Raw genomic sequence first — 26,960 nt, 5'->3', positions numbered from 1 at the left:
GATACCCTCACCCCGTCCCACTCCCGGAGGGCGAGGGGAAATTGACTCAGAGGTACCCGCGCGCCTTCAGGTTCTTCTCGATGCGCGCGTGCACGTCGCCCACTTCCAGCTTCAGTGGCGTGCCGGTAATCCGCTCGTACGCCGCGAGGTACTTCTCCGCGAGCGACACCCGCACGTCATCCGGAATCGGCGGCGGCGTTCCCTGGCCCTGGAAGCCCCGCTCGCGGATCAGCCACTGCCGGATGTTCTCCTTGTCCAGCATCCGCTGGTCCTCGCCCTTCGCGAAGCGCGCCTCGTACTCGTCCGCCACCCAGTAGCGGCTCGAGTCCGGCGTGTGGATTTCGTCGATGACGTACAGGTCATCCCCCACCTTGCCGAACTCGTACTTCGTATCCACGAGGATGAGGCCCCGCGTGCGCGCCCACTTCTGGCCCTCGAGGAACAGCCCCCGCGCCGCCTCGGTGATGCGGGCCCAGTCGCGCGCGCTCGCCAGGTTCTTCGCCAGAATCTCCTTCTCGGAGATGGGCTCGTCGTGCTGGCCGTACTGCGCCTTCGTGGATGGGGTGAGGATGGGCGAGGGGAACGCCTCGTCCTTGCGCAGGCCTTCCGCGAACGGCACCCCGTAGGCCGTGTGCGTACCCTTCTGGTAGTCGCGCCACAGGCTGCCCGTGAGGTAGCCGCGCACCACCACCTCGACGGCGAAGGGCTCGCAGGCGCGCGCCACCGTCACGTTCGCGTCCGGCACGTCCAGCACGTGGTTGGGGACGATGTGCCTGGTGCGCTCGAACCAGAACGTCGCCAGCCGGTTGAGCACCTCGCCCTTGAAGGGGATGGTGGTCAGCACATGGTCGAACGCCGACAGCCGGTCCGAGGTGACCAGCACCAGCCGGTCTCCCTGGCGGTACGTGTCGCGGACCTTGCCCTGGTAGTGCTGGCCCAGGGACGCCGGCAGGTTCGTCTGCCGGAGCGTATGCGGAAGCTGCGCGTGGAGTACGGAGGTGTTCACGAGTAGCGCCTCGGGCCCCGACAAGCGGGGCGCGTGAAGGAGGCGCGACTCTACTGGCCCGCGCCCGCCAGGGAAGCGGGACCTTGGGCCGCCGCCATGTACAGGAACGCCGGGTTGATGCGCAGGATGCCGTCCACGTAGGCCACCGCGTACGGCGCCCCCGACGCCCGGTCCACCTGCACCACTCCCGACGGGTTGATCCGCCAGTGGTCCAGCAGCGTGCGGGCCACCAGCTCGGCCGCCTCGCGCTCGGACAGGCCCTGCAGGCTCTCGCGGCGATCCTGCGGCCAGCGCTCGCCCGCCCGCCCATCGAAGCTCAGCTGCAACCGGGCGCCCGCGTCCGGCGACTGGAGCAGATCCGTCCGCGCCTCGACACCCGGGGCCGCCACCAGCTCGCCGCCCAGGGTGATGGGGAAGAGCACCGGCGCCTGCGCGGCCTGGCCCGCCTCCGTCTCGGAGATGCGGGCCACCTCGCGCAACAGCTCCAGGCGGGTGGACGGAGTCTCGAACTCGAGCACCTCGGGCGGATTGGTGAGTGCTTGACGGGCGCCCATGGAAGCGCGCACCGGTGCACCCCCGACGCCACAACCGGTCAGGGTTACGAGAGATAGGAGCAGGCCAGCGACCCAGCGACGCATCGGCGGGAATATACCGATGCGGGTCTGACACGGAAAGCTAAACTCGGAGGCATGCTCGCGGCCGGAAACCTGACCGTCATCCTCCATCAAACGCGATCACCGGAGAACCTCGGGGCCGTGGCCCGGGTGATGGCCAATTTCGGATTTTCCCGGCTCATCCTCTCCGACCCCGCCACCTACGCCTTCCGAGGCGCCGAGCGGCTGGCCGTCAAAGGGGACGCGGTGTTGGACGCCATGGCCGTGGCCCAGAGCCTCCCCGAGGCCCTCAAGGACTGCGTGTACGCGGTTGGCACCACCTCTCGCACCCAGATTGAAGGGCGCACGGCCCTCACCCCCGAGCAAGCCGTGACGCGGCTGGCCGAACAGAGCCGGCGGGGAAGGGTGGCCCTGGTGCTCGGCAGCGAACAGCGCGGGCTGTCCAATGAGGAACTGGCCTTCTGTACGGATCTGCTCGTCATCCCCACGAGCGAGGTGCAGCCGTCCATGAACCTCGCGCAGGCGGCGGGGGTGCTGCTCTACCTGTGCTCGCGCGAGGGACGCGTATCCGCGGAGGCGGCGCCCCCGGCGGCGCCGGAGCAGCAGGGCGCGAAGATGGGGACGGTGCGCGCGCTGGGGGACCGGATGCGCCAAGTGATGCTGGAGGCACAGTTCCTCAACCCGCAGGCGCCGGACCACATCCTGCGAGAGCTGGAGCGGAGTCTGTTGCGGGCGGAGCTCACCCAGCGCGAGGCGGAGCTGTGGCTCACGGCCTTCAAGCACCTGGGGCGGGCGATGGGCGCGGAGAAGGGCACTCCGGACAAGGGCACTCCCGGCAAGGGAGCGCCCTCGCGAGGTCCTGGTTCCACGTCGACCTAGTCCGCTCCACGTCCGAGGTGGCGGCCAGGCAGCCCACGCGTAGGTCGCGCTGGGGGTCTGGCTCTACACTCCGCCTCCATGGACAGTACCGTGTTGCACCCGGCGCCTGGCGAGCCCTCCGCGCCGCTGGTCTCTTCGTTGCCGGTGGGCACTGTCATCGCCAACCGCTTCACCCTCGAGGCCCCCGCGGGCCGCGGCGGCATGGGGACCGTCTATCGCGCCACGGATGCGCTCTCCGGCCAGACCGTTGCCCTCAAGCTGCTGCACCCGTTGCTCCCCGCCGACTCCCTGCGCCGCTTCACCCGCGAGGCCGAGCTGCTCTCCTCGCTGCGCCATCCCGGCATCGTCTCCTACGTCGCCCATGGCCACTCCGCGCAGGGCCTGCCCTTCCTCGTCATGGAGTGGCTGGAAGGGGAGGACCTCGCGCAGCGCCTCGCGCGCCAGCCCCTGACTTCTTCGCAGTCCCTCTCCCTGCTGCATCACGCCGCACGGGCCCTCGCCGTGGCCCATCAGCACGGCGTCATCCACCGCGACCTCAAGCCCTCCAACCTCTTCCTGCGCGGCGGCCGTCCCGAGGGCGTGGTGGTGCTGGACTTCGGCCTGGCCCGCCACGCGCTCCCCGCCACCGTCGTGACGGTCGGCCACACGGTGCTCGGCACCCCGGGCTACATGGCGCCAGAGCAGGCCTCCGCCCACGCCCAACTCACCCCCAGCGTCGACGTCTTCTCCCTGGGCTGCGTCCTCTACGAGTGCCTCACCGGCCAGGCTCCCTTCCGCGCGCCCCACCTCGTGGCCACCCTGGCCAAGATTCTCTTCACCGAGCCCACGCCCCTGCGCGAGCTGCGCCCCGACCTGTCCCCCTCCCTCCAGCAGTTGCTGGAGCGGATGCTGGCCAAGGAGCCCTCGCGCCGGCTCGTGGATGCCCAGGGCCTGCTGGACGCCCTGGAGTCGCTCCAGGCCCGCATGGAGGCGGTGTCCGACGCCACCGTCACCCTGGCCGCCCCCCTCTCCCGCCTGGACGGTCAGCAACTCGTCACCGTGCTGCTGGCCGCTCCCCGCACCACCGCCTCGTCCCCCGTCCGCGAGCAGGACTCCCGCCGCTCCCTGCGCGACTCGCTGCGCACCGTGCTGGCGCCCCAGGGCGCGCGGGTGGAGCTGCTGGCCGATGGGGCCCTCGTGCTCACCCTCCTGGCCTCGCTCGGCTCCGCCACCGACCCCGCCGCCCTCGCCGCCCGCTGCGCCCTCTCCCTCCTGGAGCGCTGGCCCGATGGGGCCGTGGTGCTCGCCACCGGCCGAGGCACCCTCGACTCGCAACTGCCCGTGGGCGAGGCCATGGATCGCGCCGGCCAACTGCTGCGCCAGCTGGAGCAGCTCCCCCCGGCGGACCCCGCCACCTCCACCTCCACCCCGGTGCTCCTGGACGAGGTGACGGCGGGCTTGCTCGGGCCCGGCTTCCAGCTCACCCGGCCCCAGCCCGGCCTCTTCCTGCTCCACGGCGAGCACCTGGGCACCGATGAGTCCCGCCCGCTGCTGGGCAGGCCCACCCCCTGCGTGGGCCGCGAGCACGAGCTGTCCCTGCTCGAGCTGACCTTCACCTCCTGCGTGGAGGAGTCCGCCGCGCGGGCGATGCTGGTGACGGCCCCGGCGGGCACCGGCAAGTCCCGGCTCCGCCATGAGTTCCTCCGCCGCCTGGAGCGCCACGCGTCCGCTCCCCTGGTGCTGATCGGCCGGGGAGACCCCATGAGCGCGGGCTCGGCGGACGGGCTGCTGGCCCAGGCCCTGCGCCGGCTGTGCGGCATTTCGGGAGGCGAGCCGCTCGAGGAGCGCCGGGCCCGGCTCTCCCAACGGCTCTCCCAGCACCTGCCACCGGCCCAGGTCCAGGACACCGTGGCGTTCCTCGGCGAGCTCTGTGGCATTCCCTCCTCGGAGGAGCACAGCCCCTCGCTGCGCGCCGCGCGTGGAGATCCGCAGTGGATGAGCACCCAGATACAACGCGCCCTGGTGGCCTTCCTCCGCGCCGAGTGCGCGCACCACCCGGTGCTCCTGGTCCTGGAGGATCTGCACTGGGGAGATCAGCCGAGCATCAAGCTGTTGAGCGACGCGCGGCGTGACCTCGCCGAGCAGCCCTTCATGATTCTCGCCCTGGCCCGGCCCGAGGGCGCGCGGTTGCTGTCCGGCTCGTGGACGCAGCACCTGCAGGAGGTGCGCCTGCGCGGGCTGAGCCGCAAGGCCGCGGAGCGCATGGTGCGCGAGGTGCTGGGCGCCGGGGTGCCGGGCCCGCTCATCGAGCGGCTGGTGGAGCAGGCCGCGGGCAATGCGCTGTTCCTGGAGGAGCTCATCCGCGGGGTCGCCGAGGGCCGGGGAGAGGAGACGCCGCGCACGGTGCTCGCCATGCTCCAGGCACGCCTGGGGCGGTTGGAGCCGCAGGCCCGGCATGTGCTGCTGGCCGCCAGCTTCCTGGGCCGCACCTTCTGGTCCGGCGGGGTGCGCGCGCTGCTGAGCGAGGAGCTCTCCGGCCCCGAGCTGCACCTCTGGCTGCAACGCCTGGTGGAGCTGGAGTGGGTGGAGCCGCAGCCCTCCAGCCGCTTCCCGGGCGAGGAGGAGTACCGCTTCCGCCATGCGCTGGTGCGGGATGCGGCCTACGGGCTCCTCCCCGAGCACCACAAGCCCGATGGCCACCGGAGGGCGGCGGACTGGCTGGAGCGGCAGGGCGAGAACGATCCGCAGTTGCTCGCCGAGCACTCGCGGCTGGGGGCGCAGCCGGAGCGGGCCATCCACTTCTACACCCGCGCCGCCGAGCGGCTCTTCGATCGCGATGACATGCAGGGCACGGAGCGCTGCATCGAGGCGGCCCTGGCCCTGGGCCCCACGGGAGACGCCCTGGTGCGACTGCAGGCGCTGCGGGCCGCCACGGCCTTCTGGCGCAATGACTTCGCGACCATGTTCGAGGTGGGCAGGGCCGTGCAGCCGCGGATGAAGGCGGGCGGTATCCGCTGGTGCAAGCTGATCGACGGCTTGAGCCTGGGCTGCGGCTTGAGCGCACAGACGGAGTACCTGCTCGTCCTGTGCCGGCTGCTGCTGGACACCGAGCCCGAGCCGGAGGCCTGGGACGCCTACGGCCTGTCCCTCTGCTACATGGCCGCGATGACCGACTACGTGGGCGCCATGGCGGAGGCCGACGCCTGCCTGGAGCGGCTGGAGAGCGCCGGGCGTGAGGTCATCGCCCGCGACGGCCTCGTGCGCGGCTGGAGGGGGAACGCGTATTTCGTCCGGAGTTTCTGCCTGACGGCCAGTCCCTGGCGGGCACTGGACTGGGCCACGCGGACCGTGCAGGCCTTCCGGGACGTGGGGGCGGAGCGCGGCGAGGTGTCGGCGCGCGCGTGGGGCGCCCAGGCGCTGCTGGCGTTGGGAGACCTGGAGGGCGCGATGGAGTGGGCACGCCAGAGCGTGGCGCTGGCCCAGCGGGTGTCACCGCGCTTTGGCGTCGCCTTCGCCCAGCAGCACCTGGCCAAGGTGTTGGCGGCCAGCCCCGAGCCGGGCCATCAGGAGGAGGCCCGGGCCCTGGCGCTCGAGTGGGTGAAGGCGCGGCCCGCCAACCGGCAGCTGCTGGGGTTCGCGCACCTGATTCTGGCGTGGGTCGCGGCGGCGCGAGGCGAGCCGGGGGAGGCCGAGGCCCAGGCTCGCGCGGCCTGCGAGGTGCTGGCGCCGTTGAAGCCCTTCGTGCCCGAGGCGCGTTGGAAGCTGGGCGCCCTGCTGCTGGCCCAATCGCGCGCGGCCGAGGCCCGGGAGGTGGTGGAGCTCACGCTGCGGGAGCTCGATGCGGTGGGGGAGGGCGGAATGGCCCGGGTGGGCCTGAGCCGGGTGCTGGCCGAGGCCTGCTTCGCCCAGGGGGACACCGCCGCGGGAGAGGCCGCCCTGCGCCGGGGCCTGCGATGCCTGCGCGCGTATGCCGGGGAGCTTCCCGACGCCGCCGCCCGCGAGCGCTTCCTCCAGCGGGTGCCCGAGAACGCGCGCACCCTGGCCCTGGCCCGCGAGCGCTGGGGCGAGACCGAGGTGCCGTAGGGGGGAGGGGTGCTCACCCGGCGCGAGGCGGAGCCAGGGCTCCCGGCCTTCCAGCGCCTGGGACGAGCGGTGGACGGGGGCAAGGGCACTCCCGGGAAGGGAGCGCCCTCGCGAGGCCCCGGCCAGGACAGCTGACTAGGCCGCCGCTTCCTTCTTGTACGTCTCGGCGTAGTGCTTCTCGCACAGGCCGCCCTTGGCCGTCTTCACGCGGCAGTCCGGCTTGGAGCAGGTGCGGTAACGCGAGTGGGGCAGCTCGCCCTGACGCCACTTCTTGAAGTGGAAGAAGCAGTAGCTCTTGGCGCGGTAGGGACGCTTGCAACCCTCGATGCTGCAGGCCTTCTTGCCATTGCCCTTGGCCGTGCGCGGCCAGTGCTTGAGGGTCGTCTTCTGTGCTTCAGCCATGGAAATGCTCCTGTTGCGAAACGGTGCCTCGCGTCACCATGGGTGAGTCCCGCGGGGCGTGCAAAGGCGCTGTCTGTAGCGCTGGCTGAAACGGAACGCAAGGAGGCAGGCGGGGATGCGGGCGCACCCCCCGTTTCCGGATCACGGCGAGGGGGCGTTCTTCCCGGGCGCCTGCCCGTCCGCCTGCCCCTCCGGGCCGCTTCCCCCGGTGGCCGGCTGCTCGTCTGGCGCGGGGGCCGGGGAGGGCAGGGCGAGGGTGGGCTCGGCCGGCTGTGTCTCGGGGGGCACGTCCTCGAGCCGCACCCGCAGTTTCAGGGGCCGCTCGCCCCGGCGCACCCGGAGCAGCACGCTGTGTCCCACCCCCCGGGCCGCCACCTGCCAGCGCAGCTTGTGGGCGCGCTCCACCCGGCCGGTGTCCAGGCCCTCGATGACGTCTCCCACCCGCAGTCCGGCGCGCGAGGCGGGGCCTCCCTCCTGCACCTCGGACACCACCACGCCCCGGGGGTGCGCCAGCCCATAGGCCTCGACGACGTCCGGGCTGGGGTCCGCCACGGACACCCCCATCCACCCGCGCCGCACGCGCCCGTACTTGCGCAGGTGCGGCAGCACCGCCTTGGCGATGTCCACCGGAATCGCGAAGCCGATGCCCTGGCCCGCCACGTTCACCGCGTTGGCGATGGCCACCACGTCCCCGTGCAAATCCAGCACCGGCCCCCCCGAGTTGCCCGGGTTGATGGAGGCGTCCACCTGCATGTAGTCGAAGTCGCCGTCGCGCCCGTTGGGCGTCACGTCCGTGCGGCCCTTGGCGCTCACCACGCCCGCCGTCACCGAGTGCGTCAGCCCGAAGGGGTTGCCGATCACCACCACGAAGTCGCCCACGTCCACCCGCGAGGCCGACGCCAGCTTGAGCACCGGCAGCTTGCGCCCCGCCTCGATTTTCAACAGCGCGAAGTCCGTGCGCGTGTCCTCGCCCACCAGCTCGGCCTGGAACTCCTCGGGGTAGCCCTGCTCGGAGAGGACGGAGATTTTGATGTCATCCGCGCCTTCAATCACGTGGGCGCTGGTGAGCACGTAGCCGTCCGGATGGATGATGAGCCCCGAGCCGATGCCCTTCTGTTCCCCCTCGGTGCCGGGGCTGGTGCTCGGCTGGTGTGTGGTGATGGACACCACCGCGGGCATGGCGGCCTGGGCCACCTGGCTGAGCGCCGAGCGCTGCTCGTGCACCGAGCGCTGCCGGGCATCCACCCACAACTTCCCGGGTGGCTCCGGGTGCCGGGCCCCCCAGGCCGGTGCGGCCAGCGTGCACAGCAGCGTTGCCAGCGAGACACCCGTCCACCACCGTCCACCCGTCATCGTCCCGCGCCTCCGGCCCGCCCGCCTCGAAAGAAGCTAGGGAGGGGGGAACCGGAGGGGAAGCGGGGCGGTCGGCGAGGGTAGGGAAGGCTACTTCTTCTGGGCGATGATGCGGTTGATCTCCGCCCGGTCCTCATGGGTGATGTGCTCGCGCGGCGCCGGGGCCGCGGCCTGCTTCGTCTTGCGGTTGACGGCGTCCCTGGCGTCCTCGAACGCATCGCGCACGCCGTCCGTCACCCGCTCGACCTCGCGATCCACGTCACGGTCCACCCCGGAGGGCCGCACGTGCCGGTTCCACTGCCGCTGCGCGTACTCCCACGGCGTGCGGCCCTCGACATTGCCCGACGCCAGGAAGACCCCGAGTCCCACCGCACAACCCGTCCACACCAGGAACTTCAGGAAGCCCATGGTTCACATCCTCCTACCCCCTCGTACACCGGGGCGGGGGAGCCGGCCAGTTTCTGGCGGGGCGAGGGGAAGGGCACTGACAGCGGGCGGGGTGCCCTCTAATGTGCGCGGCCTTGCAGCCCGAAGAGCTCTTCCAGGCCGCCCGGCAGCGGGCGGAGTCCATGTCCCTTCCGCGAGCGCAGGAGGCGCAGGAGCAACTGCGCGCCCAGGCGCTGGCCCTGTTCGCCAGGCTTCCGGAGCCGCCCGTGTACCACCGGGTGGAGGATCCCGCGCGCAAGCTGGCCGAGGCGCTGCTGCCGGAGCTGGAGAAGGTGCTCGCGCTGGGGCTGGCGGTGGAGCGCGAGGCGGGGCGCTGGGAGCCCACGGAGCGGATTCTGGCGGCGCTGCGGGCGCACGGCGAGGCGCTGTGCCACACGGTGGACGGGCGGCTGGTGGTGGCGGAGGAGGCGTGGCGGCGGGCGCTGGAGCTGGAGCGCGCGGCGCACCCCACGCGCTCGCTCGGGACGAAGGAGGCGGTGGCCGAGCCGGTGTACGACCGGACGACGGGGGCCTCGCGGTTCGATCCGAAGCAGGAGCCGGTGGCGCAGGTGAAGCTCATCTGCCCCAACACGGGCTGCAAGCGCATCAACGAGTTCGGCTACGTGCCGGGGCCGGGGCAGCGCCGCTACGTGTGCCCGGCCTGCCACACGCCCTTCCTGGCGTACTTCGGCGAGCTGCGCGGGCTGGAAATCGAGCACAAGAGCAGCTCCAAGCGCTTCTTCTTCACGGTGGACGAGGTGCGGGGCTCGGGCAGCCTGCGCATCGAGTTCGAGGAGGCGAGCGGCGACGACTTCCCGGTGGCGCGCAGGGACTTGCTCGTCTTCCTGTACACCGAGGCGCGCGAGCTGAAGGCGGTGGTGAACCTGACGAACAACCGGCTGATGTGGATTTCGCCGGCGAGCTCGTGCTTCGTGGCGACGGCGGCGTTCGGAGAGGGCGCGCCGGAGCTGGTGGCGTTCCGGGAGTTCCGCGACGAGGTGCTGCGGCACCACGGGTGGGGCCGGGAGTTCATCCGGCTCTACTACCGGCATGGGCCGGGGGTGGCCGGGTGGGTGGTGCGGAGGCCGGGGGTGAGGCGGGGAGTGCGGGGCGTGTTGAGGCAGGTGCACCGGGTGTTGAAGACGACGAGGGGTAGCACGTGACGGAGCCGCGGAACACAGACGCCGGACAGCAGCCGGGCACGGAGCAGGGGAGCGCGGGCGCGGGGCAGCCGCCGCCGGCGCGCATGGGGTGGAGCAAGGTGCTGCTGGGGGTGACGGGCCTGCTGGGACTGGCGGCGCTCGGGTACCTGGCCGTGCAGGAGGTGCTGCGGGCCCGGCTGGCGTCGGACGGCATGGCGGCGCCCACGGTGTCGATGGAGCGGTACCTGGGCGGGAAGGTGTCGCTCTCGGATCTCAAGGGCAAGGTGGTGATGCTGGACTTCTGGGCGACGTGGTGCGGGCCGTGCCAGGCCGAGATGCCCTCGCTCGTGAAGCTGGCCAAGGAGTACGAGGGCAAGGGGCTGGTGTTCGTGGCGGCGAGCCGCGACGAGATGCCGGACGCGCCCATGTTCGTGCAGGAGTTCGTGCAGAGCCGGCTGCCGGAGCTGGGGCCGTACGTGGTGTACGCGCCGGACGAGCTGGCGGCGGTGTTCCAGGTGACGGCGCTGCCGACGCTCTACTTCCTGAACCGCGAGGGCCGGGTGGTGGACGCGCAGCGGGGCGCCATGTCCGAGCCCGCGTTGCGCGCGCGCATCGAGCAGGCGCTCGAGCAGTAATCCTCCCGCGCTCTCAGGCGGGAGCGGTCCGCGTGAGCACGAGCCCGTCGGGCACGGACTCGAAGGTGACGGCGGGGGGCTGCTCCTCCGCCGCGAGCCGCACCTGGAGCTCGTGCAGGAGTGACTCCGGCGTCAGTGGCTCGTCCTCACCGAGCAAGGCTGGGTTGGGCTTGAACGAGGTGCTCGTCCCCCGGGGCGCGCGCGCGGGAGCCCCGTGGGGCCGCTGGGGCTGGCCCGCCTCGAAGCGCTGCCGGTAGAGCTCATCGGGGTGGCGCACCTCGAGCTCTAGCCACTCGCTCACGGCGTTGACGAGGCACAGGTCCATGCCCCGGGGACGGCGGCCGCATCCGGCGAACAGCTCCGTGGCGAGACGCTCGAGGCGGGGACGTCCCTGGGGGTGGTCATCCAGCGGCAGGCTCACGTCATCGTCCTCGAGGTGAACGGTTCCCTCGGGCGTCCAGCGCACCTCCAGGCGCGTCCAGCTGCAATCCACGGCCAGCACCGTGTCGAGCACGGCGCGCACGACGAGCGTCCTGCGCCGCTGTGTGTCGCCCAGGTACAGGTGCGGGCGGCGGCGGATGGCCTCCATCGCCGAGAGCTTTTCGATTTCCATGCCGCGGTGCCCCCTCAGCGCTCAGGATAGTCGCTGCCCGCCTCCGATTCGAAGGACCCTCCCTCCGCGGCGTGCCCGCATCCGGAACACGCGAATCCCAGAAGCGGTCATCCGTGACGCGCCGCTCTGGAGTGCCACGAGGGCGTCTCCTCGGTCGAGCCCCGTGGCTCGAGCGGCTCGGGAGGGCACATGCGTTGCACGAGGACTCCGCGTTCGCGCCCGGAGCCCGGGTGCTGGAGGTCTCATGAAACGCTTCCTCGTGTGTCTGTCGCTGCTGACCGCATGTGCCACGCCCGGGCAACAGGCCGCGCCCTCCCGGAAGGCCGCTGCCCCCACCGTGGAACTGGTCCCTGTCGTCCCTCTCCCGCCCTTCGCCCCGGAGACCTCCGCCGCGCCCTCGGCCCCGCGCAAGCCCGTGTACACGTACGGGGGCATCGAGGTGTTCGGCTCGCGCAAGGTTCCGAAGGAGAAGCTGCTCGCGCTCGCGCTCGAGGGGATGCCCGCTCCGGGCTCGCTGCTCGACGAGTCAGTGGACTTCGGCAAGCTGCTCTCCGAGAGCAAGAAGCGCCTCACCTCGGCCTACGCGTTCGCGCAGTGCGTCTACTCGGTGGCCGTGGACCTCGAGACGAACATCCTGCGGGTGACGGTGGACCTGGTCGACGAGGGCGATGAGTGGCGCATGCGCTTCTCCCCCGCGCCCCAGGGCGATGTGGAGGATCCGGAAGGGTTGCTCGCCGCCTGGGGAAAATACGTCGAGGCCTACTGGAAGCTGCGCAACGCGGGCGAGCTCGCCATCGGCTTCGGTGGCTGCAAGGCGCTCTCCTGCTACGGCAGCTTCGAGCACCCGGAGTTCGCACCCCTGGAGCCGCGCTTCATCGAGGGCGTTCCCCGCAACGTCCAGGCTCTCGTGCGCGTGCTGCGCGAGGACGGTAACGAGCTCGAGCGCATGCACGCGGTGAACCTGCTGGCCTACCTGCCCTCGCGCGAGCAGTTGGTGGAGACGCTCCTGCCGTCGGTGAGAGACCCCTACCAGGGAGTGCGCAACGAGGTGCTGCGCGTCTTCGGGGCGGTGCAGAAGGACCTGAAGCGCGCCGTCATCCCGCTGGAGACGGTGCTCGAGGCGCTCTGGTTCCCGACGACGCCCGACCGCAACAAATCGGCCTGGGCGCTCGTGCGGCTCGTGGAGGCGGAGGGGACCGTCCATCGCGAGCACATCCTCGAGCGGGCCGGCGAGCCGCTCCTGGAGATGGTGGCCATGCAGGCGCCGGTCGATCGCGAGCCGGCGCACCAGGTGCTCACCCTGCTGGCGGGTCGAGACCTCGGCGAGGACGGCGAGGTCTGGCGCCAGTGGGTCCGGTCGGTGCTCGGCGGCGGAGCGGCGAGGAGGAAGGCGGCGCGCTGAAGGCGCCCGTTCCTCAGATGGCGAGCCCGAACGCGACGTAGGGTCCGGGCAGCACGTCCTGGTGGACGACACCATCCACCCAGCCCGCGTCGTCCAACATCAGCACGCGCAGGCCGCCGCGCAGGGCCAGCAGGCGCCAGCCGCCGACGTACCACACCACCCCGCCCGCCGCGTCGAGCTGGCGGTAGGGGAACGGGGTGACCTGGGTCCGGGCCTCCAGGGCCAGGGAGTTGAGCAGGTACACCTCGGCCGAGACGCCCACGCTGGGGCCGACGAAGGTGACGTCTGGCGCCTTGGCCACGGCCACGCCTCCCTCCACCCGCACCCGGCCCCAGTGTCCCGTCACCAGGGCCCACGACAGGTGCACCTCCGTCACGGAGATTTCGTCCGCCCCGCCGCTCCCGTCCCCCGCCTTCAGCGACAGCCCGGTCGCCCGCAGGAAGCCGCCGAGCCGATCGCCCTCCACGCCCAGGTGGACACCGACGCCCCCGCCCTCGCGCAGGAAGTTGCCCTCGAGCCCCAGCGTGAAGTTCCTGTGCCGGCGGGAGGAGAACTCCTCCTCCCAGGAGCCTCGATGCCTCGGGGTCACATAGCCCGGCGCGTAACCCGGCTCGTAGACCGGCGGCGGGTAGTACGCCGGGTCCGACGAGGAAGGGGGGTGCTCCGGCCGGGAGGACCCCGAGCCTACCGGAGAGGCCTCGTGCACCGGCTTGCTGCTGGAGCCCGAGTCGCTATTCACCGGGGTGGCGTCGTGGACATGCGAGTCCGATGACTTCGACTCGTTGTTCGTCGACTCGCTCTTGTTCGAATCGCCCGAGGAGTCCGAGGACTTGCCGAAGCGGGCCTCGGCCGAGGGAGACGCGAGCAGCACCCCGGCGAGCAGGGCACACGGAAGGGCACGGAGGGGAGAGGGCATGGGGAGCCTCGAGGGTGGCGCGAACGTAGGCCCTCTGACGGACCCGGCTCCCCGGTATTCAAACGAGCGAGCGCTGTGCCCGGCTCACCGCCCGCGCCGGGCCGCGTAGAGCACGGCGGCCGAGAAGGCCCCGAGGAGCACGGCGAACGCGGAGCCCCAGGTGCGGATGCCCTCGGGCACCCCCTCGCGGCCCAGGCCCAGCAGGAGCGAGAGCGAGACCAGGAACAGCACCCCGCCGTGCCAGAGCTTGAAGCGGAGGCTCGAGCGGGCGAGCCCCACGCCCAGCGCCATCACGGCGAGGCTCGCGGCCACGAGGGCCGCCTTGATCAACCCCAGCCTCTCGTCCATGACGCGTCTCCCCTGAGCACCCGGACCGGGCGCCTCACTTCTTGCCGGCGTCGCCCTTGTCGTCGCCCGAGCCCTTCCGGTCGGCCGGCACGGTGCGCGCGGGCGTTTCGATTTCGGACTTGATGAGGCGGAACTCGACGCGGCGGTTCTTCGCGCGGCCGAGCGGGGTGGCGTTGGTCGCGATGGGCTTGGACTCACCGAAGCCCTTGGCGCGCAGGCGGTGGGCTTCGATTCCCTTGGAGACGAGGTAGTCCATGACGGACTGGGCGCGCTTCTGGGACAGGCTCAGGTTGAGCGTGTCCGAGCCCACGTTGTCGGTGTGGCCCTCGATGAGGACGGGTCCGAGCTCGGGGTTGCGGTCGAGCACGATGGCCACCTCATCGAGCAGCTTCAGCGATTGTTTCTGGATGGTGGCCGAGCCTGTCTCGAAGAGGATGTTGCCCTTGATGCGGATACGGTCGGACTCGACAACCACGAGCGGGGGGTTGTCGAAGGGGCAGCCATCGGCCTCGGGCGTACCGGACTGGTCGGGGCACTGGTCGACGTTGTCGGGCACCTCGTCGCCGTCGGCGTCCGGGCAGCCGTCGTAACCCTTGGGGCCGGCCATGAAGGGGCACAGGTCCTGGCCATCGGGCACGCCGTCACCATCCGAGTCGCCGCAGCCCCCGTGGGCCTTGTCGCCCGCGGAGTTGGGGCACTGGTCCTCGCCGTCGGTGATGCCATCCCCGTCGTTGTCCGGATCCGGGCAGCCGTCGTTGTCCTGGAAGCCGTCCGTGTCCTCGAGCTCGGTGGGGCACTTGTCCAGCGAGTCGCGCACGCCATCGCCGTCCGAGTCGAGGAACGTCTCGTCGTAGCGCAGGGCGAACATGACGCGCAGGGCCTCGCGGCCGTAGCCGCTGTCGAGCGTCACGCCGCGGCCCACGTCCAGCTCCAGGCCCCAGCCGCCATGAATCCGGGTGCGCACGCCGCCGAGCACCTCCCAGGGCGTCTTGAGCGAGTCGGCCTGGCTGAAATTGAAGGGAGCGGTGGTGGGCGTGGCCAGGTGCATCTCGGCGATGGCCTTCACGTCGGTGAGGGGGCCCACGTCGGGCAGGTCCACCACCGCACCGCCGCCGAAGGTGACCTCATTGCCCACGTAGAGGTTGAGGTACTGGGCGGGCCGGGGACGCAGGCGCAGGCCCAGGTTGCCGAGCAGGTGTACCGGACCGAAGGCGCGCTCCACCGCGAGCCGTGGGGCCAGGAGCACGCCGCGCTCGCCGAGGAAGCTCTGCGCATCCCCGGTGGGGAGGCGGATCTCGGCGGTGAGCGCGACGCCCACCGGGAAATCCTCGGGCAGCAGCAGGAAGGCGCGGGGCTGGAGCCGCACGTCGCCGAAACCGTACGTACTCACCCCGGCGGCGCCCGGGAAATCGGGGGCCGCGAGCGCATCGCGCAGCAGTTGGAAGTGGTCCCCCTGGGTGAGGGTGAAGGGCACATCCGCGGCGAGCTCCAGCCGGCGGTGCAACTGCCAGGCGAAGAGCGCGTGGGCATCGAGCCGGTAGGGGATGAGGTCCCCCAGCTTCTCGTCGCCGAGCTTCAGGGCGAGGATGCCGCGGTTGTAGTCGAAGAGCAGGGCGCCGCGGAAACTGCCGGCGGGCTCGGCCGAGGCCCCCTCGAGGGCGATGCCACTCTTCTGGGCGGGCGTGGCCTTGAGCGGCACGGCGTCGAAGCCGCGCGTGAACGGGTCGGGCTGTGCCCAGGCAGCGGCGCCGGCCAGCAGCAGGCACATCACTGCGAGTCGGGTTGCTGCGCTTCGCAAGGACCGCTCCCAGGGAGAGGCCCGGAAATTCGGGCCTTGGCTCCGGTCCATACCACCCACTCCCGGGGGGCGGAAGAAAACCCCCCGGCGAGTGCCTGCCTGCTACAGCCTCGCGCTACTTCTCCACGGCTACTTCTCCATGAAGGACTGCGCGGGCACGACCTGGATGGCCTCGGGCCGGATGGGCAGGGGCCAGGCGCTGATGGCCTTGTCCTCGTCGAGCAGCGCGGGCGCCTTGGGCGAGGCGTAGGAGATGGGCGTGGGCGGCTGTTCCTCGAGCAGCTTCGCGAGCTCCTGGGCGTCCTGGGCGACGAAGGCGAAGTTGAGGGCCTCGGGGCGCAGCTGCCGGCGCAGGGCGGTCTGCACGGACTCGGGGGTCATCTTCGCGAGCGCGGCGCGGTACTGCTCCAGGAAGCCGGGCGTGCCGTAGAAGAGCGAGTCGATGGCGTACCCGAGCCGGCGCTGATCCGTCTGCTCCCACAGGCGCGTGTAGCCCAGGAGGAAGCCGCGGCTGAGCTCGAACTTGTCCTGGGGAATGCCCTGCTTCACGAGCCGATCGAAGAAGTGGACGGTGCCCCGGGTGGCGAACATGCCGTTGCCGGGCACCACGGGGCGAATCCACAGGGTGAGGTCCTGCTGGGTGCGCGCCACGTTGGTGCGGTTGTAGGTGGTGCCGGGCTGCTCGATGAAGTGCTCGGCGTAGGCGTAGTCGCCGTAGTTGAGGCCGCGCTTCTCGCGCAGCTCGTTGAAGAGGACGCCGGAGGACTGGCGGTGCTCGCCGAGGTACGAGAGGGCGAAGGCCACGGGGAAGAAGTCCGGATCTCCACGGCGCAGGGGCGTGACGTAGCCCATGGAGACGGCGGTGGAGAGGGTGGGCTTCTGCACCACGAGGGCGCGGCCTCCGGTGGCGGGCACGGGCGGCAGCTCCACGCGCGGGGCGCCGGTGGCCGGGAGCGCGGACAGACGCGAGACGACGGTCTTCTGGAGCGCGTCGTCCACGGGGCCCGCCAGGCCGATGACGAGCCGGTCCTGCGTGAAGATGCGCGCGGCGTGGGCCTTCACGTCGTCGAGCGTGAGGGACTCGAGCCCCTTCTCGGTGCCGCCCACGAAGTGCGCGTAGGGGTGGCCCTCGTAGAGGAGCGCATCGAGCGCCACCTTGCCGAGCAGCTCGTCGTTCTCGCTGCGCAGCCCGTTGCGCACGCCACTGAGGGCGCGGGCCCGGAGCCGCTCGAACTCCTGCGGCGACAGGCGCGGCTTGAGCATCACGTCGGTGAAGATGTCGAGGAAGCGCGGCAGGAAGTCCTTGTGGACGCGGCCAGAGAAGACCGTGAACTCCTTGTCCGTGCTGGCGTCGAGCTCGGCCGCCATGGGGAAGAGGGCCTGGAGCAACTGCGCGGAGGAGAGGCTCTGCGTGCCGCCCTCGGAGAGCAGGTCGGCGGTGAGCGCGGTGAGGCCCTCCTTGCCCTGGGGGTCATCCACCGAGCCCGAGTGGAACACGAGCCGGAAGCTGACGATGGGGCTGACGGGGTTGGCCTGGACGACGACCTGCATGGGCGCGGGCTGCTTGAGCGGCACGGCGGGCACGGTGGCCGGAGCCGGGGGCTCGGCGGGGGCCTGGGCCTGCTGTGGCTCGGCCTGGGGCTTGGGGGCCTCGGCCTGGGGGGCGGGCGCGTTCTGGGACGGGGTGGCACAGCCGCCGAGGCCCAGCGCGGCGGAGAGGACGAGCGAGCGGGAGAGGAGGGAGCGCATCACTTCTGACCTCCGGCCTTCTTGGGCGTGAGGGTGAGCTGGGTGCGGTTGGCGGCGGTGAGGTACTTCTTGGCGAAGGTGACGAGGTCGCCCGGCTTCACCTCGGAGACCTTCTGGTAGTGGCGGGCGAGCGCGTCCGGCGTGCCGAAGATGCCGGCGTACCAGGAGAGCTGGGTGGCCACGGCCTTGGCCGTCTCCATGCTCATGAGGAGCCCATAGCGGGTGTTGCTCTTGATGGCCTCCACGCGGCTGGCGTCCACCTTGCCGGTGGCCAGCTCGCGCACGGCGGTGTTGAAGGCGGAGCGGACGGCCTCGCGGTGGCCCTCCTCCTGGAGGACGGCGACGATGCTGAAGAGGTGCGGGTCGCGGTGGATGGTGTAGTCGCTGGAAATCTGCTGCGCGAGCTGCTTGTCCAGCACGAGCTCCTTGTAGAGCGGGCTGGTGGTGCCGACGAGGTAGTCGGCGAGCACCGTCTGGATGGCGGCATCCGAGGTGTCGAGCCGTGCGGCCGGGGTGTGCCAGGCGAAAATCTGCCGCGGCTGGGTGCTCCCGGGCCAGTCGATGTGGACGGAGCGCTCCTGGCGCTGGGGCGGCTCGGCGGGCACGGTGACGGTGGCGCTCTTGCGGTCCCACGGGCCGTAGTGCGTGCGCACCGCCTGCATCAGCGTGTCGTCGTTGAAGTCGCCGACCACCACGAGGATGACATTGTCCGGCGTGTACCAGCGCTCGAAGAAGGTGCGGCTGTACTGGTAGGCCTGGGGCATGGCCTTGACGTCGTCGTAGTAGCCGAGCGTGGTGTGCCCGTACGTGTGCTTGGTGAAGGCGGTGCGGCCCAGCTCCTCCTCCATCTTGAGGTACGGCTGGGCGGCGTTCTTGTGGTACTCGCCGAGCACGGCGAGCGCCTCGGTCTGGAACGAGGGCTCCGAGTACTCGAGGTTGCGGAAGCGGTCGGCCTCGATCTCCACCAGCTTCTCCAGGCCGGCGGTGGGGCCGTAGGAGTGGTAGACGGTGACGTCATCCGAGGTGAAGGCGTTGTCGTCGTAGCCGTAGGTGCTGATGACCTTCTCGCGCTCGCCCTCGGGGAAGTTCTTCGTGCCCTTGAACATCATGTGCTCGAAGAAGTGGGCGAAGCCCGTCTTGCCCGGCTCCACCTCGTTGCGCGAGCCCACGCGCACCACCGTCTGGTAGGCGATGAGGCCCGGCGAGTTGAAGGGCACGCGGACGACCGTGAGCCCGTTGGGCAGGCGGTCGACCTTTATGGGGTAGGGGAAGAAGGGGGAGGCGGGCTGCTCGGCGGCTGCCGCGGGGAGGGCCACTCCCAGCAGCAGGAGCAGGAGGGGGATGAGGCGTCGTCGCATGCGGGTCCTCTCGCTGTAGGCCCCAGGGGGTGGGGGGCCCGGGAACCGCGCAGGCTACCCGCTATTCCCACGAGCGGGCGGGCGTCGAGTGGGGGCGTTGGAGAACGACACCGGGGGCTGTCAGAAGGATTGACCGGCCGCCGTCAGGGGTTAAGGTGGATGGAGCAACGAGGAAGTGAGCGCAGTTGAAGTGCCCGAAGGGGGCGACCTGGTTTCGACGGGGGCATGGAAGTTCGAGACGCGTGCCGAGCTTGTTGGTTCGCTCGTAAAACCACTGACACAGACACAAAAGCCAACGACAACGTTGAGCTCGCGCTGGCTGCCTAACTAGCAGTTTCCTAGTGCGCGGTCCCCCCGCTCTCGGCCCGTGGGGTGGGGTAGGACCGTCATAATGCGGGCTGGCCGTCGAGGGTGCCTGGACTCTCGGCGGTGAGATCATCCAGGACCGGCTCACAGAATCCCGTCCGTGGGAGTCTGGGGGACGTAACAAACCGCGGACTACGCACGTAGGGTCAAAGGACGGAAGGCTTTCGGACGCGGGTTCGATTCCCGCCGCCTCCACATTCAGAAGCCCAGCAATCTCACCGGGTTGCTGGGCTTTTTCTTTGCCCTCGTTTCCGCACTAGCGCAGCGTCGCGAGGGCCGCGCCGACCTTCGCCACCGTCACCGACACGGGCGTCGTCACCTCCGGGGCGAAGATGGCCACGCGGAGCTCCTCGAAGGCCCACCTCAACTCCCGCGCCGCCTCCTGGTCACGCACGGTGGCGCGCCTGGCGAGGAAGGTCTCCCACAGGGGGGTGAAGGGCTCGGCCTTCCCTGCGTCCTTGCCTGGGTTCGCCACCGCTCGCGACAGCCGTGCCTGGGCCGCGCGGAGGTAGCGCGGGTAGTTCAGCAGGTGCACGAAGCGAATCCACTCGATGAGGTTCGCGGGGAACAGGTGCCCGAGCTGCGAGCGGATGTCCCGCACGGCCGCCGCGCCGCTCGGCCCCTTGGATGCTGCCTTGAGTGCACCGAGCGTCGCGGCGAGCTCCCTGGAGGTGTCAGCGACGGCGTCCGCCCAGTCCCGGGCCGCACGCTCGATGCGCGGTGAGCCCTCACGGACCAGCGCCTCGAAGGCCGCCTGCGTGCGGGGCAGCGGCGCACCGGGTACGAGCTTGAACGCATCGTCGACGCTGCGTGCGAGGACGAGCGCCCGGAAGGCGTCGGCCTGGCCCCGCGCGGGCGGCGCACCGTCCAGGGACGGGAAGGGCGGCGGCATGCGCGCGGCGCTGACGGCCACGTGTCCACGCGCGGCGAGCATCAGGAGCCGGCGGACCCCCGTGCGTGTGGCCGCGTCGGCGGCGGAGGATGTCTCGAGCAGCACCAGGTCCACGGCAGCACCCCGGTCGACGAGCGCGGGGTAGCTGCGGACCTCGAGCCCGCCGACCCGCCGGGTGACCACGGGGGGCAGCTCGCCGAAGGTCCAGGCCGTCAGCCCCTTGCGCTCCCAGTCCGAGGCCGGTGCCGCGCTGCGCAGCGCCGCCCGGGCACGTCCCCCGTACTGCTCGAGCAGCGCGTCGGCGTCGCGGCTCCGCGCGAGCTCCTTTCCCCGCTCGTCGAGCACCCGGAGCGTGATGCGCAGGTACGGCGCCACGGCATCCGCCCGGAGGGACTCCTCGGGCAGGTCCACGCCGCACAGCCGGGACACCGCACGCGCGAGCGCTGGAATCATCGGCCCGCGGAAGGGCACCAGCTCCTTCTCGAGACGGTCGACCAGGTCCGGCACCGGCCCCAGCTGCTTGCGCTGGGCGCGGGGGACCTGCTCGAGCAGGGCGGTGAGCTTCTCCCGCTGCCACCCGGGGATGGTCCAGTCGAGTTCTCCCGGGACCAGCTGGGCGAGCAGCAGCAGCGGCACGCTCAGGGTGAGGCCGTCGTCCTCGGCCGCGGGGTCGAAGGTGTACGTCACCGGCACGGACGCGCCGTGCAGGGTGATGGCGTCCGGGTAGTGCGCCGGGGACAGGCCCGGGTCGTGCGCGAGGGCATCCTCCATCGAGAGGACGAGCACGTCGGGGTCGGCCGCCTCGGCCTTGCGGCGCCAGGCCTCGAAGCTCGCCCCGTCCGTCACGTCCGCCGGGACGCGCTGGTCGAAGAACGTCAGCAGCGCCTCGCTGTCGAGCAGCTCGCTGCGCCGGGCCTTGTCCCGCAGGCGTGCCACGCGCTCGAGCACCTGGCGGTTCTTCTCCTGGAACGCCCCCCGCGTGCGGTACTCGCCGCGCACCAGGGCATGCTCGAGGAACATCAGCCGTGCCCGCTCGTGGTCCATGCTGGCCAGGGCCACGGGGCGCTCCTTGAAGACTTGAAGCCCGAAGAGGGTCGCGTTCTCCTTCACTACGGCGCGCGCGGACTTCTCCGACCAGTGCGGTTCGGAGTGGCTGCGCTTGAGCAGGTGGGGGGCCGCCGCCGCGAGCCACTCCGGGTCGAGCTTCGCCACGGTGCGCGCGAACAGCTGGGACGTCTCCACGAGCTCGAACGCCATCACCCAGACAGGGGGCTTCTTCGCGAGCGCCGACGAGGGGTGAACCATGAAGCGCGTCTGCTTCGCGCCCGTGTAGTGGCGCTGCTCCGGATTCCACTGGCCGATGCGGGACAGGAGCCCGGTGAGCAGCGCCTGGTGCAGGGCGTCCCCGCGCGCCGGGGCGCCCTGGCCCTTGCGCGGCAGGCGCAGCTCGCGGACGGTCTCCTCGAGCTGGCGCTGGACGTCCCTCCATTCGCGCACCCGCGGGAAGGACAGGAAGTTGTCCCGGCACACGCGCCGCAGGTGGGACGTCCCCCGGCCCTCGGCCTCGCGCACGAACGCCCACAGCTTGAGCAGGCCCGTGAAGTCCGAGTGCTCGTCTCGGAAGCGCCGGTGCAGCTCGTCCGCCTTCTGCGCGAGCTCCCGTGGCCGCTCGCGCGGGTCCTGCAGGTTGAGCGCCGCGGCGACGATGAGCACCTCGTCCAGGCACCCGTACTCGGCGCCGGCGAGAATCATCCGCGCGATGCGCGGGTCCACCGGGAAGCGCGCGAGCTGGTGCCCGAGCGGCGTCAGGATGCGCTCCTTGCCCTCGATGGCCCCGAGCTCCTCGAGCACCCGCCAGCCCTCGGCGATGGACTTCGGCTGGGGCGGGTCGAGGAAGGGGAAGTCCTCGACGTCACCGAGGTCGAGGGACTTCATCCGCAGGATGACCCCCGCGAGCCCGGTGCGCTTGATTTCCGGGTCGGTGAAGGCGGGCCGCGTGGTGAAGCCCGCCTCGTCGTAGAGGCGCACGCAGACCCCCTCGCGCACGCGGCCGCAGCGCCCTTTGCGCTGGTCGGCGCTGGCCTGGGAGACCGGCTCGATGTGCAGGCGGGTGGTGCCCGAGCGCGGATCGTAGCGCGACAGGCGCGCCACCCCCGTGTCCACGACGTACACGATGCCCGGGATGGTGACCGACGTCTCGGCCACGTTGGTGGCGAGGATGACCCGGCGCTCGGGGATGGTGGCGAAGACGCGCGCCTGCTCGGCGGCCGACAGGCGCGCGTACAGGGGCTGCACCACCGTGCCGCGGAGCTCGCGCGCGTTCAGGGCATTCTCGGTCTCGCGGATTTCCCGCTCGCCGGGGAGGAACACGAGGACGTCCCCGTCCGGGTCGAGCGAGAGCACGTCGGCCACCGCATCGGCGACGGAGTCGGCGAGCTCGGCGTCCTCGGGGGGAGGCTCGTAGAGCACGTCCACCGGGAAGGTACGGCCCTCCACCTGGATGACCGGAGCTCCCCCGAAGAACTGCGAGAAGCGCTCGGTCTCGATAGTGGCCGAGCTCACCACCACCTTGAGGTCGGGGCGCCTGGGGAGGATGCGCTTGAGCCACCCGAGCAGGAAGTCGATGGTGAGGCTGCGCTCGTGGGCCTCGTCGAGCACGATCGTGTCATAGCGTCTCAGGAGCGGGTCGCCGTGAATCTGCGCGAGCAGGACGCCGTCGGTCATGAACTTCACGGCCGTCCGCCGGGACGAGCGATCCTCGAAACGAATCTGGTAGCCGACGTCCGTGCCCAGCTCCGTGCCGAGCTCGCGTGCCACGCGCGCCGCCACGCTCGTCGCGGCGATACGCCGGGGCTGGGTGACGCCAATCTGGCGCGGGCGGCCGCGCCCCATGGCGAGCAGGACTTTGGGCAGCTGCGTCGTCTTCCCCGAGCCGGTGGCCCCCGCGACGATGACGACCTGATGGGCGGCGATGGCCGCGGTGATGTCCTCCACCCGGCTCGAGATGGGGAGCTCGGGGGGGAAGTGCAGGATGGGCAAGTCGCCGGGGATGGGGACGGGTGAGTCGCCGGACATGGCGGCAAGGCCTAGCACCGAAGCGCACGCTCCGCCCCAGACGAAGTGTGTGGGCGCCTGCACGCTCGGGGGGCGAGCTTCAGCGCTGCGCGATTTCTCCGCGGGCTGGCGTCGGCAGGCCACCTCCGGGCGTGCCTCCTTCAGGAGTGGTGCGCCACCGCGGCCTTCACCCAGCGCAGGATGCTCGCCTCGTCGAGGTCCGCGGCGCTGCGCACCTTGAGGTGGCGCATGGTCTTCCCGGTGCCCTCGAGCCTTCCTTCCGGGTCGTCGAGCTTCTCCGGGGGCGCCATGATGCTGAGGGCGGCGTAGGTCTTCGAGGTGTAGAGCGCACAGAACCCGCCCTTCAGCTGGTAGTAGGGCATGCCCCACTTCATGGACTCGCGGGCGCCGGGGGCGGCCTTCTTCACCAGGGCACGCAGGGCCTCGAGGTGCTCGCGCCGCTCCGGGGGCTGCTGCGCGAAGAAGGCGTCCGCCGGGGCGCCGAGGTCCTCGCGGCGCAGGTATTGGCGGTCAGGGGTCTTCTTGGCGGCCGCGCCCTTCGCCGGGGTCTTCGCGGGCGTCTTCCTCGCGGCGCTCTTCCTCGCAGGGGGATTCTTCGTGGGTGTCTTCTTCGCCATCGCCTTGCGTGCTGCCATCCGAGCCTCCGAGGCCCCGGACCGCCGGGGCGGGCGGGGAGGCTACCCCAGCAGCGGAGGGTGCATGGGTCGGAAGGTGCGCTTCCAGCGGGTGGACGCATAGGCGGAACTGACACTGGACGACGAGGCTCTGGTAGGCCGGTTGCGCTACGTGCTGGCTCATGGAGTGAAGGAGGGCCTGGTGGAGAGGAGCGCCGAGTGGCCGGGCCTCACGTGCCTGCCGCAGTTGCTGGGCCCGGCTCGGCGTCTGTTCCAGTGGTTCAGCTGGACGAAGCGCTGGAGCAAGAGGGGGAGCGAGGACATGGCGGAGGGGGAGGGGCGCTTCGCCGAGGAAATCGCCGAGCCAGTGGAGTTGGTGGTGGAGCCCCTGCCGTGTTGGAAAGGACTCGGGGAGGAGGAGCGGCAGCGTGCGGTGCGGGGACTGGTGGAGGGAGTGGAAGCCGAGGCTCGCGCACGGGACAAGCCCGTACTGGGGGCGCGAGCCGTGCGGGCACAGCACCCGCATACCCGGCCGGAGCAGCTCAAGCGCAGCCCGAGGCCGTTGGGGCATGCCTCCACGCGTCAGGCGCTGAAGGAGTTGCGCGAGCAGTACCGGGCCTTCGTCGCGGTGTTCCGAGAGGCGGCGGCGCGGTGGAGGCGGGGGGACTTCTCAGCCCCCTTTCCGCCCTTCTCCTTCCCGCCGCGTGTCGTGCCGGGTCTCGTCACTCGAATTCTTTGACACCCTCTCGGGGCCCCCGTCAGCGGCTCTCCTCGTGCGCTCCAGCCCTCACCCTCAACATGGCTTCTATCCCACCTATACGCTTTTCGGGGCTACCCGAAGGAGCGCCAAACCGGGCCGCGCAAAACAACCTATGATGGAGAGCATGTCGCGAATCGTCATCATCAACGGTTCATCGGACCCGGATGGATACTGGGCTAATGAGGTGCGGGCGAACACTCTCCTGCTCCTCACGCACCGTGCAGGGGCCAAGCAGCTCGCACTCACATGGGGACGGCAGGAGCCGATCTACTGGTATCGCACCGGAGGGATCGGCTTCTTTGGACCGCTCACCCTCCTGAAATGGGATCGCGAAAAGGACTTCTTCAGACTTCACTTCGTGAACATCGATAAGCCAGCCAGACCGCTCTCGGGTAGGAACGCTGCGGCAGGTGAGAGGGTCCATCGCGAGCTGAAGAAGATGCGCCATTTCATCATCTGCCAAGGGGCTGAGGTGGACTACGTCAATATGGAGCATCCCACCCCTTCGGCAAAGCATCCCTCGCCGGTCGAGGTTGAGGACGCGCTGCGCGAAGCAGGGGTGCCATCTGCCGAGTAGCTGCGGTGAGTGTCAACATAGTTGTCGCGTCAAACTGACCCAAGCGATTGGCCTCGTGGCTGGAGCGAATCCTTTGACACCTTTCCGGGTGTGCCCGGACCTGGGCATTAGCAAGCGGCGCCGTACATGCACACCGGCGAGGTGAAGACGCTCGAGGAAGTCATCGACCTGTACGACCGGGGCGGCGAGCCGGTGGGCAACTACGCGGGCAGCGTCTCGGTGAGCATCAAGCCGCTCCACCTCACCGCCGAGGAGAAGCAGGCGCTGCTCAATCTGCTCAAGTCGATGACGGGCGCGGCGAAGTAGCCGGCCCCTTCCCGGCAAAGGTGTCAGAGAATTCGAGTCGGCGCGTGCCACTCTGCGCGGAGCACCTCAACGGCAACAAGCCGGTCGTCCGCCAGCTCAATGAGGCGGTTCGCGGCGACGATGCGTAGTACGAATCCTCTGACACCTTCTGGCTGGCACGTTCAGGACGGCCTCAGCAGCGGCGAGCCACACTGCCCGGGAGGGCCCAACGGCGGGTAGATTTCTCACCCATGGGTATCGAGAACCGGCCATTGCAAGGGCGAAGGAAAGCAATAGCATGATGCGATGCCACCGGAATTCAGTACGACTACGAAGGACGTACTCGCCAAAAGGGCTGCGCACCTCTGCTCAAACCCGGATTGCAGAACCACAACATCTGGGCCCACAGCCGACCCCCAGAAGGCCATAAGCATAGGCGAAGCAGCGCATGTTTTTGGCGCCTTACCTGGCTCTGCCAGATATCGTGCGGACATGACTGATGGGGCACGTGCGGAGATCACCAACGGGATCTGGCTCTGTCGCAATTGCCACAAACTCATAGACAATGACGCTCTGTCATACCCAGCGGACCTTCTCTTTAGCTGGCGGCACGAGCATGAGAACTACGTTACTGAAAAGCTCGGAAATCGAACTGAAGTTCTTCGCTTGCAGCTTCGTGAACGCTCTCTCGAAGGGCTATTCGATGAAAATCCTCTCGCCAAACAGATAGCGCGTGAAAAACTCAATTTTTGGGAATACCGACTGACTGCTGAACTGCTCCGCTCGAATTTAAAAAGACCCAGTCGCAGATGGTCAGACTTGAAGAGCAATCTCCGGGTACACAAGCGAACGCCGGTTGCTGATAAAGAAATTATCAGATGGTTTCAGGTAAAGCTTGCCGAAGGTATGGATTACATGGATCCTTTGAAGGCCCTCTACAGCGTACAGCTCCAAAAGGCATGGGGTCTGCCCGGAGAGCCAGGAGATGCTGAAGAGATCGCACATGTATGCCAACTCATCGGAAACATTGCGGATGAACTTGTTCGGTGGGAAGAGGAGGTTATGTTTGCCTGGGTTTCAGACACCTATCGACCGCTCATTAATCTATTTCAGGGTGTGATGGGGCGACAACTGGAGAAACTGCTCGCGGTCCCTGCCATTCTGGATGGCGGCATTGATCAGGCTGAAGCTCATCCTGGAGAGGAAACAATCATTGAGCACACGGTTGTGTTTGACGTGCCCGAAGGGTGGGAAGAAGCAATCAAGGAAGGACTCCAAAAGATTGAGAATCAATTCAAATAAGCAGCCATTATAACCATTATTTGGAGCGGCGCGCGGTGCTGAAGGTGAAGGCCCCCTGTGTCAGGGTAGTTGACGCGCACGGGCTCAATCCATTGTCAAGTTCTTTGACCCTCTCAACGGACACCCTCAATAGCCCATGGTGGGCGCGTCGGTGGCGCTGGTGGTGGCGCCGGTAAATATCCGGACGTGGCGCCGGTAAAACGCCGGAAATGCCAGCAAAGGTGTCAGAGAGTTCGAGTCGGCGCGTGCCACTCTGCGCGGAGGACCTCACCGGCAACAAGCCGGTCGTCCGCCAGTTCAATGAGGCGGTTCGCGGCGACGATGCGTAGTACGAATCCTCTGACACCTTCTGGCGGCACCCTCAAACTGTGGGAATCGCAAGGGCC

Annotated in this window: 22 protein-coding genes and 1 other RNA gene; 10 read left to right on the top strand and 13 right to left on the bottom strand. The window is 70.0% G+C overall.

All coding sequences use genetic code 11. The features are described 5' to 3' along the window. Positions 1-46: 46 nt before the first annotated feature. A complete protein-coding gene (locus ACJ8AN_RS34660; protein ID WP_407759842.1) occupies positions 47-1,006 on the bottom strand; it encodes a phosphoribosylaminoimidazolesuccinocarboxamide synthase in 960 nt (319 codons plus the stop codon). Between the two features lie 50 nt (positions 1,007-1,056). Further along, a complete protein-coding gene (locus tag ACJ8AN_RS34655; RefSeq protein WP_407759841.1) occupies positions 1,057-1,560 on the bottom strand; it encodes a hypothetical protein in 504 nt (167 codons plus the stop codon). Positions 1,561-1,695: 135 nt separating this feature from the next. Between ACJ8AN_RS34655 and ACJ8AN_RS34650 the strand changes: the two genes are divergently transcribed. Next, positions 1,696-2,499, top strand: a complete 804-nt coding sequence (locus tag ACJ8AN_RS34650) for an RNA methyltransferase (protein WP_407759840.1) — start codon at positions 1,696-1,698, stop codon at positions 2,497-2,499. A 78-nt stretch (positions 2,500-2,577) separates the two neighbouring features. After that, positions 2,578-6,561 (top strand): protein kinase domain-containing protein, encoded by a 3,984-nt coding sequence (locus ACJ8AN_RS34645; protein ID WP_407759839.1) that lies wholly within the window; start codon positions 2,578-2,580, stop codon positions 6,559-6,561. A gap of 135 nt (positions 6,562-6,696) precedes the next feature. Here ACJ8AN_RS34645 and ACJ8AN_RS34640 read toward each other — a convergent pair whose 3' ends face one another. The 3 genes from ACJ8AN_RS34640 to ACJ8AN_RS34630 form a co-directional block, all read right to left on the bottom strand. Next, positions 6,697-6,963, bottom strand: coding sequence for a vegetative protein (locus ACJ8AN_RS34640; RefSeq protein WP_407759838.1), 267 nt, complete (start codon positions 6,961-6,963; stop codon positions 6,697-6,699). Between the two features lie 141 nt (positions 6,964-7,104). Then, a complete protein-coding gene (locus tag ACJ8AN_RS34635; RefSeq protein WP_407759837.1) occupies positions 7,105-8,316 on the bottom strand; it encodes a S1C family serine protease in 1,212 nt (403 codons plus the stop codon). Between the two features lie 90 nt (positions 8,317-8,406). Beyond that, positions 8,407-8,724, bottom strand: coding sequence for a hypothetical protein (locus ACJ8AN_RS34630; RefSeq protein WP_407759836.1), 318 nt, complete (start codon positions 8,722-8,724; stop codon positions 8,407-8,409). 113 nt (positions 8,725-8,837) lie between these two features. Here ACJ8AN_RS34630 and ACJ8AN_RS34625 point away from each other — a divergent pair, with 113 nt between their 5' ends. Together ACJ8AN_RS34625 and ACJ8AN_RS34620 are read left to right on the top strand one after the other, a co-directional pair. Next, positions 8,838-9,905 carry a CFI-box-CTERM domain-containing protein gene (locus ACJ8AN_RS34625; RefSeq protein ID WP_407759835.1) on the top strand — a complete coding sequence of 356 codons (1,068 nt, stop codon included), beginning with the start codon at positions 8,838-8,840 and terminating at the stop codon, positions 9,903-9,905. After that, a complete protein-coding gene (locus ACJ8AN_RS34620; protein ID WP_407759834.1) occupies positions 9,902-10,519 on the top strand; it encodes a TlpA family protein disulfide reductase in 618 nt (205 codons plus the stop codon). The genes ACJ8AN_RS34625 and ACJ8AN_RS34620 overlap by 4 nt, the downstream gene beginning before the upstream one ends. Before the next feature lie 13 nt (positions 10,520-10,532). Here the strand turns inward: ACJ8AN_RS34620 and ACJ8AN_RS34615 are convergent, their stop codons facing one another. Next, positions 10,533-11,132: a hypothetical protein gene (locus ACJ8AN_RS34615; RefSeq protein ID WP_407759833.1), complete on the bottom strand. Its 600-nt coding sequence runs from the start codon at positions 11,130-11,132 to the stop codon at positions 10,533-10,535. Between the two features lie 244 nt (positions 11,133-11,376). Between ACJ8AN_RS34615 and ACJ8AN_RS34610 the strand changes: the two genes are divergently transcribed. After that, complete coding sequence (locus ACJ8AN_RS34610) at positions 11,377-12,534, top strand: hypothetical protein (protein WP_407759832.1); 1,158 nt, start codon at positions 11,377-11,379, stop codon at positions 12,532-12,534. A gap of 13 nt (positions 12,535-12,547) precedes the next feature. Here the strand turns inward: ACJ8AN_RS34610 and ACJ8AN_RS34605 are convergent, their stop codons facing one another. From ACJ8AN_RS34605 to ACJ8AN_RS34585, 5 genes are all read right to left on the bottom strand, one after another. Next, positions 12,548-13,450: a hypothetical protein gene (locus ACJ8AN_RS34605; RefSeq protein WP_407759831.1), complete on the bottom strand. Its 903-nt coding sequence runs from the start codon at positions 13,448-13,450 to the stop codon at positions 12,548-12,550. An 84-nt stretch (positions 13,451-13,534) separates the two neighbouring features. After that, positions 13,535-13,798, bottom strand: coding sequence for a hypothetical protein (locus ACJ8AN_RS34600; RefSeq protein ID WP_407759830.1), 264 nt, complete (start codon positions 13,796-13,798; stop codon positions 13,535-13,537). Positions 13,799-13,832: 34 nt separating this feature from the next. Further along, positions 13,833-15,566, bottom strand: a complete 1,734-nt coding sequence (locus ACJ8AN_RS34595) for an OmpA family protein (RefSeq protein WP_407759858.1) — start codon at positions 15,564-15,566, stop codon at positions 13,833-13,835. A gap of 159 nt (positions 15,567-15,725) precedes the next feature. Beyond that, on the bottom strand, positions 15,726-17,345 hold the full coding sequence (locus ACJ8AN_RS34590) for a M16 family metallopeptidase (RefSeq protein WP_407759829.1): 1,620 nt from the start codon (positions 17,343-17,345) through the stop codon (positions 15,726-15,728). Then, entirely contained in the window at positions 17,345-18,703 is a 1,359-nt protein-coding gene (locus tag ACJ8AN_RS34585; RefSeq protein WP_407759828.1) for a M16 family metallopeptidase, read from the bottom strand. The genes ACJ8AN_RS34590 and ACJ8AN_RS34585 overlap by 1 nt, the downstream gene beginning before the upstream one ends. 199 nt (positions 18,704-18,902) lie before the next feature. Here ACJ8AN_RS34585 and ssrA point away from each other — a divergent pair. Further along, positions 18,903-19,267, top strand: a transfer-messenger RNA (tmRNA) gene (ssrA, locus tag ACJ8AN_RS34580). Between the two features lie 58 nt (positions 19,268-19,325). Here ssrA and hrpA read toward each other — a convergent pair. Both hrpA and ACJ8AN_RS34570 read right to left on the bottom strand, forming a co-directional pair. Then, the gene (gene hrpA / locus ACJ8AN_RS34575; protein ID WP_407759827.1) at positions 19,326-23,036 is read right to left on the bottom strand and encodes an ATP-dependent RNA helicase HrpA; all 3,711 of its coding nucleotides are present in this window, start codon (positions 23,034-23,036) and stop codon (positions 19,326-19,328) included. 140 nt (positions 23,037-23,176) lie between these two features. After that, positions 23,177-23,671, bottom strand: a complete 495-nt coding sequence (locus ACJ8AN_RS34570; RefSeq protein WP_407759826.1) for a DUF1801 domain-containing protein — start codon at positions 23,669-23,671, stop codon at positions 23,177-23,179. A 142-nt stretch (positions 23,672-23,813) separates the two neighbouring features. On the opposite strand from ACJ8AN_RS34570, the gene ACJ8AN_RS34565 reads away from it, so the two are divergent. The 4 genes from ACJ8AN_RS34565 to ACJ8AN_RS34550 all read left to right on the top strand — a co-directional run bounded on the left by ACJ8AN_RS34565 (position 23,814) and on the right by ACJ8AN_RS34550 (position 26,574). Continuing rightward, positions 23,814-24,389 carry a hypothetical protein gene (locus ACJ8AN_RS34565; RefSeq protein WP_407759825.1) on the top strand — a complete coding sequence of 192 codons (576 nt, stop codon included), beginning with the start codon at positions 23,814-23,816 and terminating at the stop codon, positions 24,387-24,389. A 145-nt stretch (positions 24,390-24,534) separates the two neighbouring features. Continuing rightward, complete coding sequence (locus tag ACJ8AN_RS34560; RefSeq protein ID WP_407759824.1) at positions 24,535-24,987, top strand: hypothetical protein; 453 nt, start codon at positions 24,535-24,537, stop codon at positions 24,985-24,987. 126 nt (positions 24,988-25,113) lie between these two features. Then, positions 25,114-25,293 (top strand): hypothetical protein, encoded by a 180-nt coding sequence (locus ACJ8AN_RS34555; RefSeq protein WP_407759823.1) that lies wholly within the window; start codon positions 25,114-25,116, stop codon positions 25,291-25,293. 285 nt (positions 25,294-25,578) lie between these two features. Continuing rightward, on the top strand, positions 25,579-26,574 hold the full coding sequence (locus tag ACJ8AN_RS34550; RefSeq protein WP_407759822.1) for an HNH endonuclease: 996 nt from the start codon (positions 25,579-25,581) through the stop codon (positions 26,572-26,574). Positions 26,575-26,960: the final 386 nt, after the last annotated feature.

Source organism: Archangium sp., from assembly GCF_045802675.1.
Classification (GTDB): Bacteria; Myxococcota; Myxococcia; order Myxococcales; family Myxococcaceae; genus Archangium.
Note: the sequence above shows the minus strand (reverse complement) of the source record. Positions and strands in the feature narration are given on the sequence as shown.

Coding starts and splice junctions, on each gene's coding strand:
- ACJ8AN_RS34615 (WP_407759833.1), bottom strand. CDS start 11,132: ATGGAAATCGAAAAGCTCTCGGCGATGGAGGCCATCCGCCGCCGCCCG.
- ACJ8AN_RS34595 (WP_407759858.1), bottom strand. CDS start 15,566: ATGTGCCTGCTGCTGGCCGGCGCCGCTGCCTGGGCACAGCCCGACCCG.
- ACJ8AN_RS34570 (WP_407759826.1), bottom strand. CDS start 23,671: ATGGCAGCACGCAAGGCGATGGCGAAGAAGACACCCACGAAGAATCCC.
- ACJ8AN_RS34635 (WP_407759837.1), bottom strand. CDS start 8,316: ATGACGGGTGGACGGTGGTGGACGGGTGTCTCGCTGGCAACGCTGCTG.
- ACJ8AN_RS34645 (WP_407759839.1), top strand. CDS start 2,578: ATGGACAGTACCGTGTTGCACCCGGCGCCTGGCGAGCCCTCCGCGCCG.
- ACJ8AN_RS34655 (WP_407759841.1), bottom strand. CDS start 1,560: ATGGGCGCCCGTCAAGCACTCACCAATCCGCCCGAGGTGCTCGAGTTC.
- ACJ8AN_RS34550 (WP_407759822.1), top strand. CDS start 25,579: ATGCCACCGGAATTCAGTACGACTACGAAGGACGTACTCGCCAAAAGG.
- hrpA (WP_407759827.1), bottom strand. CDS start 23,036: ATGTCCGGCGACTCACCCGTCCCCATCCCCGGCGACTTGCCCATCCTG.
- ACJ8AN_RS34630 (WP_407759836.1), bottom strand. CDS start 8,724: ATGGGCTTCCTGAAGTTCCTGGTGTGGACGGGTTGTGCGGTGGGACTC.
- ACJ8AN_RS34650 (WP_407759840.1), top strand. CDS start 1,696: ATGCTCGCGGCCGGAAACCTGACCGTCATCCTCCATCAAACGCGATCA.
- ACJ8AN_RS34585 (WP_407759828.1), bottom strand. CDS start 18,703: ATGCGACGACGCCTCATCCCCCTCCTGCTCCTGCTGCTGGGAGTGGCC.
- ACJ8AN_RS34600 (WP_407759830.1), bottom strand. CDS start 13,798: ATGGACGAGAGGCTGGGGTTGATCAAGGCGGCCCTCGTGGCCGCGAGC.
- ACJ8AN_RS34560 (WP_407759824.1), top strand. CDS start 24,535: ATGTCGCGAATCGTCATCATCAACGGTTCATCGGACCCGGATGGATAC.
- ACJ8AN_RS34590 (WP_407759829.1), bottom strand. CDS start 17,345: ATGCGCTCCCTCCTCTCCCGCTCGCTCGTCCTCTCCGCCGCGCTGGGC.
- ACJ8AN_RS34605 (WP_407759831.1), bottom strand. CDS start 13,450: ATGCCCTCTCCCCTCCGTGCCCTTCCGTGTGCCCTGCTCGCCGGGGTG.
- ACJ8AN_RS34555 (WP_407759823.1), top strand. CDS start 25,114: ATGCACACCGGCGAGGTGAAGACGCTCGAGGAAGTCATCGACCTGTAC.
- ACJ8AN_RS34640 (WP_407759838.1), bottom strand. CDS start 6,963: ATGGCTGAAGCACAGAAGACGACCCTCAAGCACTGGCCGCGCACGGCC.
- ACJ8AN_RS34610 (WP_407759832.1), top strand. CDS start 11,377: ATGAAACGCTTCCTCGTGTGTCTGTCGCTGCTGACCGCATGTGCCACG.